At 61.4% G+C, this 7,466-nt stretch carries 6 protein-coding genes; 4 read left to right on the forward strand and 2 right to left on the reverse strand.

Translation table 11 applies throughout. The annotated features are described in order from the left end of the window. Together ACEW8J_RS12565 and ACEW8J_RS12570 are read left to right on the forward strand one after the other, a co-directional pair. Nucleotides 1-567 (forward strand): xanthine dehydrogenase family protein subunit M (locus ACEW8J_RS12565; RefSeq protein ID WP_373491989.1); only part of this gene is annotated, 567 nt, incomplete at its 5' end. After that, on the forward strand, nt 564-2,771 hold the full coding sequence (locus ACEW8J_RS12570; protein WP_373491990.1) for a xanthine dehydrogenase family protein molybdopterin-binding subunit: 2,208 nt from the start codon (nt 564-566) through the stop codon (nt 2,769-2,771). The genes ACEW8J_RS12565 and ACEW8J_RS12570, both read left to right, overlap by 4 nt. A gap of 50 nt (nt 2,772-2,821) precedes the next feature. Here the strand turns inward: ACEW8J_RS12570 and fghA are convergent, their stop codons facing one another. After that, nucleotides 2,822-3,649: an S-formylglutathione hydrolase gene (gene fghA, locus ACEW8J_RS12575; RefSeq protein ID WP_373491991.1), complete on the reverse strand. Its 828-nt coding sequence runs from the start codon at nt 3,647-3,649 to the stop codon at nt 2,822-2,824. Continuing rightward, nucleotides 3,649-4,758 carry an S-(hydroxymethyl)glutathione dehydrogenase/class III alcohol dehydrogenase gene (locus ACEW8J_RS12580; protein WP_373491992.1) on the reverse strand — a complete coding sequence of 370 codons (1,110 nt, stop codon included), beginning with the start codon at nt 4,756-4,758 and terminating at the stop codon, nt 3,649-3,651. Before ACEW8J_RS12580 ends, fghA begins: the two co-directional genes overlap by 1 nt. Nucleotides 4,759-4,936: 178 nt before the next feature. Here ACEW8J_RS12580 and ACEW8J_RS12585 point away from each other — a divergent pair, with 178 nt between their 5' ends. Both ACEW8J_RS12585 and ACEW8J_RS12590 read left to right on the forward strand, forming a co-directional pair. Then, a complete protein-coding gene (locus tag ACEW8J_RS12585) occupies nt 4,937-6,085 on the forward strand; it encodes an acyl-CoA dehydrogenase family protein (RefSeq protein ID WP_373491993.1) in 1,149 nt (382 codons plus the stop codon). Then, on the forward strand, nt 6,085-6,918 hold the full coding sequence (locus ACEW8J_RS12590) for a MaoC family dehydratase N-terminal domain-containing protein (RefSeq protein WP_373491994.1): 834 nt from the start codon (nt 6,085-6,087) through the stop codon (nt 6,916-6,918). The genes ACEW8J_RS12585 and ACEW8J_RS12590 overlap by 1 nt, the downstream gene beginning before the upstream one ends. The last annotated feature ends 548 nt before the right edge of the window (nt 6,919-7,466 follow it).

A 7,466-nucleotide genomic window follows, 5' to 3' on the forward strand; every position in this document is an offset into this window, starting at 1 on the left:
CTGCACGGTTTCAACAGGATACATGCCATATTGGGCGCCAGCGAAAATTGCATCGCCACCTATCCCGGAGATATGGCGGTGGCATTGAGCGCTCTGGACGCCGAGGTCCAGATCGAGGGACGGCAGGGCGAACGATCCGTCCCGGTGCGCGAATTTCACCGTCTGCCGGGCGACCGGCCGGATCGGGACAATGTCCTGGAGACGGGTGATGTAATCACCGCCGTCACGCTGCCTGCACCGATGCCGGGGCGTCACGTCTATCGCAAGGTGCGTGACCGTTCATCATATGCCTTCGCGCTCGTTTCCGTCGCCGGAATAGTGGACATGGAGGATGGCAGGATCAGCAGCGCCTCGCTGGCGTTCGGCGGGCTTGCCCACAAGCCGTGGCATGATCCTGCGGTTGCGGATGTCCTGATCGGCGAGAAGCCCTCTTCGGCGCTATTTGACAGGGCCGCCGATATTCTGCTCGCTGGTGCGCAAGGCTATGGCGCCAATGATTTCAAGATAGCGCTCGTGCGCCGCACGCTCCACGCCGCCTTGGCGGAACTGACAGGAGACGGCGCATGACGCACAGCCTGACAATGGACCAGCCGGACCGGCGCGATCGCCTGGATGACATGAAGCAGCAACTGGTCGGAAAGCCGCTCGACCGGCCAGATGGCCCGCTGAAGGTCAGCGGCACTGCCACTTATGCGTCTGAATGGAACCTGCCCGGAACAGCTTATGGCGTCTTCGCCCGCGCAGAGATCCCCGCTGGCACGGTCGAGAAGATCGATGTCGACAGCGCCATGAAAATGCCTTCCGTGCTGGGCGTATATTCTGACCAGCGCTTTCTCAATCGGCCTGCGCAAGGCGGGGCGGGTGAAGCGCCGGTACAGGGTGCCACGAAGGTCAGCTATTTTGGCCAGCCAATCGCGCTGGTCGTGGCCGAAACGTTCGAGGCTGCAACCGCCGCGGCAAAAGCCCTGGAAATCAGCTACACCGACGTCAGAACGGACAGCATATTTGATGCCGAGCATGCCGATGCCGAAATCGAAGAAGACGAAGAGCCGGTCGAAAAAGGCGATCTGGATCAGGCGATGGACAGGGCCACCTATACCGTCGACGAAATCTATCGCACGCCCGGCCATGCGAGCGCCGCGATGGAACCGCATGCCGCGACCGCTTCCTGGAACGGCCATAGCCTCACCTTGCGCGGCAGCTACCAGATGCTCAATTTCAATGTGCCGGAACTCGCCGATGCGCTGGGCATAGCCGAGAGCAATGTCCGGATATTGTCGCCTTATGTCGGCGGCGGATTTGGTTCAAAACTGGGTATAAGCCATGAAGCGATCGGAGCGGCGATAGCCGCCAAGGATCTGGGTCGACCAGTCCGTATCGACCTGTCGCGGCCGCAGGTGTTCGAAACGATCATGCGCCGATCGGAAACCCGCCAGCGCCTCCGGCTTGCCGCCGACAAGGACGGAAAACTGATTGGCCTGGGCCATGAATGCCTGGTGTCCAATCTGCCGGGCGAGAGTTTCGCCGAGCCGGTGACGCAGGCCACCGAATTTCTCTATGGCGGCGATGCCCGCCTTACCAGCGTCGATATGGCGCGGGTACACCGCTTGTGCGCCGGTTCCGTGCGGGCTCCGGGTGAGGCCGTGGGCATGCAGACGCTGGAAAGCGCCATGGACGAACTGGCCGAAAAGGTCGGAATCGATCCGGTCGAATTGCGCAAGCGCAATATCCCGGAGAAAAACCCGTCCAATGGCACGGGCTATAGTTCCCGCAAGCTGGCAGAATGTCTGGATCAGGGAGCCGAGCGCTTCGGCTGGCAGGACCGCCAGCCTGAACCCTGCTCTACCCGCGATGGCGAATGGTGGATCGGAACCGGCATGGCATCGGCGGCAAGAGTGAATATCCTGTCTCCCGCCGAAGCGCGCGTGACCCTGAATGCCGACGGCAGCGTGACCGTGGCCACCGACATGACCGATATCGGTACCGGCAGCTACGCCATATTGGGTCAGGTGGCCGGGGAGATGCTCGGCATCCCGGTCGAGCGGGTCGAGGTCCAGCTCGGCGATTCCGCTCTTCCCTCCGGCCCCGGGTCGGGCGGTTCCTGGGGAGCCGCTTCGGCCGGTTCAGCCGTGTTTCAGGCGTGCGAAAAGATCCGCATGGAGATCGCCAATAAAATGGGCGGCGCCGAGACGGATCTTGAATTGAAGGATGGCCAGGCTTCGCTGTCCGGCAAAGCGATCGCCCTGGTCGACCTGCTCAAGGGCAAGGCCGTGGAAGCGGACGGCGCGATCAAGCCGGGAGACATGTCCGAGGATGTCACGCAGGCGACTTATGGCGCCTTTTTCGCCGAGGTTGCGGTCAATGCCTATACTGGCGAAACGCGGGTGCGCCGGATGACGGGTGTCTTTGGCATCGGCCGCGTTCTCAATCTGAAAACCGCCACGTCCCAATGCTATGGCGGCATGGTCTGGGGGATCGGCAGCGCGCTCACCGAAGAACTGGTCTTCGACCATCGTGATGGTCATCTGGTCAATCATGATCTGGCCGAATATCATGTGCCGGTGAATCGCGACGTGCCGCAGATCGATGTGTCCTTCGTGGAAGAACGCGACCATCACGCGAACCCCATACAGGCCAAGGGCGTCGGCGAGCTTGGTATCTGCGGGGCGGCCGGAGCGATTGGTAACGCCGTATACAATGCCTGCGGCGTCCGGGTGCGGGAATTCCCGATCACCCTCGACAAGATTATCGCCGGACTGCCAAACCCGTGAGGACAAGGGCTCTTGCCAGGGCCTTTTCCTGATCCGTCAGCGAATGCCCCTCAAAGTCGCTGCGCGTGCCAGCGCAGATGATCTTCCATGAAGGTGGAGATGAAATAATAGCTGTGGTCATAGCCTTGGCGCATGTTCAGGGTGAGCGGAATATCGGCTTTGGCGCAGGCTTCCGCCAGCAAGTGCGGCTTCAGCTGCTCGTCCAGGAAATTGTCGCTGGTTCCCTGATCGACCAATATATCCGCAACCCGCGCGCCGTCCTCGATCAGGGCGCAGGCGTCATATTGCCGCCACGCCGACTTGTCGCCGCCGATATATCCGCTGAGCGCCTTTTCACCCCAGAGACAGTTTAGCGGCGAAACGACAGGTGCGAAGGCGGACACGCTTTTGAACCGGCCGGGATTGCGCAATGCGATGGTCAGCGCGCCATGGCCGCCCATGCTGTGGCCGAATATCGCCTGCCGTTCCATATCCGCCGGAAATTGTGCGGCGATCAGGTCGGGCAATTCCCGCTCGATATAGCTGCGCATCCGGAAATGGTCTGACCACGGCGCTTCGGTGGCATCGACGTAAAAGCTGGCCCCCTGCCCCATGTCATAGCCGCTGTCGTCGGGCACGCCTTCACCGCGCGGCGAGGTGTCGGGAGCAACAATGATCAGGCCCAGTTCGCTGGCGGCCCGGCGATATTCACCTTTCTCCATGACATTGGCGTGGGTGCAGGTCAGACCGGACAGATACCAGACGACCGGCAGTTTCGCGCCCTCCGGATGATCCGGCACGTAGACCGCGAAGGTCATCCCGGTTCCGGTCTCGCTGGACGCATGGGAATAGACCCCCTGCGTTCCGGCATAGCTTCGGTTGGTTGAGACCGTCTCCATCAGAAGACCACGACGCTGCGGATGCTTTCGCCGGCGTGCATCAGGTCAAAGCCCTTGTTGATCTCTTCGAGCGTCAGCGTGTGGGTGATCATCGGATCGATCTCGATCTTGCCATTGACATACCAGTCGACGATTTTCGGTACGTCGGTCCGGCCGCGCGCGCCGCCGAAGGCGGTGCCTTTCCAGACGCGGCCGGTGACCAGCTGGTACGGGCGGGTGGCAATTTCCGTGCCGGCTTCGGCGACGCCGATGATGATGCTTTCGCCCCAGCCGCGGTGGCAGGATTCCAGCGCCTGGCGCATCACATCGGTGTAGCCGGTGCAGTCGAAGGTATAATCCGCGCCGCCGTCGGTCAGCTTGACCAGATGTTCGACAATATCGCCGTCGACCTTCTTCGGATTGACGAAATGGGTCATGCCAAACCGCTTGCCCCATTCTTCCCGGTCATCGTTGATATCGACGCCGATGATCTTGTCGGCACCGACCATGCGCGCACCCTGCAGCACATTGAGGCCGATGCCGCCGAGACCAAAGACGATGACATTGGCACCCGGCTCCACCTTCGCCGTATTGACCACCGCGCCGACGCCGGTGGTGACGCCGCAGCCGATATAGCAGCTGGTGTTGAACGGCGCGTCGGTGCGGATCTTGGCGACCGCGATCTCCGGCAAGACGATGAAGTTGGAAAAGGTCGAGCAGCCCATATAATGGTAGATCGCCTCGCCCTTGTAGGACATCCGGCTGGTGCCGTCGGGCATCAGCCCCTGGCCCTGGGTCGAGCGGATCGCGGTGCACAGGTTGGTCTTGCCCGACAGGCAGCTTTTGCACTGGCGGCATTCGGGTGTGTAGAGCGGGATCACATGATCATCGGGAGCTACCGAGGTGACGCCCGCACCGACTTCCCGAACAATACCGGCGCCTTCGTGACCAAGCACGCTCGGGAACTTGCCCTCGCTGTCCAGCCCGTCAAGCGTATAGGCGTCGGTATGGCAGATGCCGGTGGCCATGATCTCGACCAGCACTTCGCCCGCCTTCGGACCCTCCAGATCCAGTTCGACAATCTCCAGCGGCTTCTTGGCTTCAAATGCGACGGCGGCGCGGGTCTTCATATTGACTATGTTCCTTTATGGGCCAAAATATATCGTCTTTTGACATAGGTGCGGTTATCGGCATGACAATCCGCATGATTTCCAGCCACATCTATAGGTGTTCCGGCGCAGGATATCTACCGGCGGATCGACATTTTGGCCGCAAACTTGGCACCCAAAGATTGAAGGACCCGAAGGAATGCAGGATTATAGCGACATACGCGAAGAGGTTGCCAAGCTGTGCCAGAAATTTCCCGGTGAATATTGGCGCGCCCGCGACAAGGCCCGGGAATATCCCACCGATTTCGTCAATGCCCTCGGCGAGGCGGGATATCTCGCGGCGCTGATCCCGGAAGAATTTGGCGGGGCCGGGCTGCCGATTTCGGCGGCGGCGGCGATCCTCGAGGAGATCCAGGCACAGGGCTGTAACGGCGGCGCGGTGCACGCGCAAATGTATATCATGGGCACGATGCTGCGGCACGGATCGGAAGAGCAGAAATCGCAATATCTGCCCAAGATCGCCACCGGCGAGCTGCGCCTGCAGGCCTTTGGCGTGACCGAGCCGAGCAGCGGCACCGATACGCTGGCGCTGAAGACCGTCGCCAAGCGGGACGGCGATGATTATGTCGTCAACGGCCAGAAACTCTGGACCAGCCGGGCCGAGCATAGCGACCTGATGCTGCTGCTCGCCCGCACCACGCCGCGCGATCAGGTGAGCAAGCGCACCGACGGCCTGTCGGTGTTTTTGGTCGACATGAATGCGGCGCTGGACAACGGGCTGACCATCCGCCCGATCGAAACGATGATGAACCACAGCACCACCGAATTATTCTTCGACAATATGCGCGTACCGGCCGCCAATCTGATCGGCGAGGAAGGCAATGGCTTCCGCTATATCCTGTCGGGCATGAACGCCGAGCGGCTGCTGATCGCGGCGGAATGTATCGGCGATGCCAAATGGTTCATCGAGAAAGCCACCGCTTATGCCAAGGAGCGCGTGCTATTCGGCCGCCCGATCGGCCAGAATCAGGGCGTGCAATTCCCGATCGCCCGCGCTTATGCCCAGATGCGCGCCGCCGAACTGCTGGTCCAAGAGGGTCTGCGCAAATATGAGGCGGGCGAGAATTGCGGCGAGGAAGCCAATATGGCCAAGATGCTCGCCGCCGATGCCAGCTGGGCCGCCGGCGAAGCCTGCGTCCAGACCCATGGCGGCTTCGGCTTTGCCGCGGAATATGATGTCGAGCGCAAGTATCGCGAAACCCGGCTCTACCAGGTCGCCCCGATCAGCACCAACATGATCCTCTCTTATGTCGCGGAACATGTGCTGGGCCTGCCGAGGAGCTATTGATGAGCCAATGGGCAGACTGGATCGGCCGGAGCGAGACCCGCAGCGACAGCATCACGCCGGGGCTGGTGGCGCGTTTTTGCGCCACCCTCGACCAGCCGGTGACCGGGGAGATTCCGCAGGGGCTGCACTGGTGCCTCTGCCTGCCCGATGGGCCGACGGCGGAACTGGCAAAAGACGGCCATCCCGAAAAAGGCGGCTTTTTGCCGCCCATTCCGCTGCCCCGCCGGATGTGGGCATCGAGCAGCGTTTCCTTTGATTCGCCGTTGCAATTGGGCGACGCAATCACCCGCGTCTCGACCATCGCCTCGATCGAGGAAAAGTCGGGCAAGTCCGGCGATCTGATATTTGTCGCTCTCGATCATGAAACCCATGCCGGCGACCGGGTGACGATCCGGGAGCGGCAGAATATCGTCTACCGGGAGCCCGCCGCGATGCCTGCATCGGCTCCGCCGGTCAGCGCCCCGAAGCCCGACCTGAGCGACTGGGACTGGCAGCAGCAAATCCTGCCGTCCGAGCCCTTGCTGTTCCGCTATTCGGCGCTGACCTTCAACAGCCACCGCATCCATTATGACCGCCCCTATGCGGTGCAGGAGGAAGGCTATCCCGGGCTGGTCGTGCAGGGCCCGCTGATGGCGACCCTGTTGCTGAACCTGGCGGCCAGGCAGCTGGGCGCCAACAGATTGGCGCGCTTTTCCTTCCGCGGTCAGTCTCCCGCCTTCGCCAATCGCGCGCTGCATCTGGTCGGCAAACGCGTTGGCGAAGAGTTCACTCTGGCGGTGCTTGGCAGCGAGGGTCAGGCAATCATGACCGCAGAGGCGGAGATGCAGGAATAATCCTTCCGGGCTTTACGCCAACACGCGTTTTTATTTACGGTGACCTTTGCCCCAAAGCCATGAATTTCAGCGATTTTCCAGCCAGGCGCGTGGCGCCGAGTGTGACCTTCCCGACGGACGCAACATCCGGTCGAGATGCGGTTCCTTTATTATCCAGAATGACAAAGAGCCTGTCCCGCGCCTGACGCGGGACCGGTTGTGAGAATAGCTGATCGGACGGGAGAGCGGCGCGCGGATGAAAATTGCTCGCGCGGCCGCCTGGCGGCTCCGCATCCGTAGTGGCAAGCTTTCGCGTCGGTTGGCAGACGATCGGGGTCCTGAAACGAGTTCAGGATGACGAAAGGGTGGTGGGATCACAAAAGGCGGCGGGATGACCGTCTGATGACCGTCTACGGCCCTGACCGCAAAAAGAGAAGCCCGATGGTCGGGTCGCAAAAACCATCGGACTTCTCCCGGGTACCCTCAAAGGGATAGTGCGGCACCAGAATCGTATCGAGTGAAATGCATCGTCAGATCGGTGCCGCAAGATTGTGTTAGCTACATATTTT

The organism is Parasphingorhabdus sp. (assembly GCF_041748495.1).
GTDB lineage: Bacteria > Pseudomonadota > Alphaproteobacteria > Sphingomonadales > Sphingomonadaceae > Parasphingorhabdus.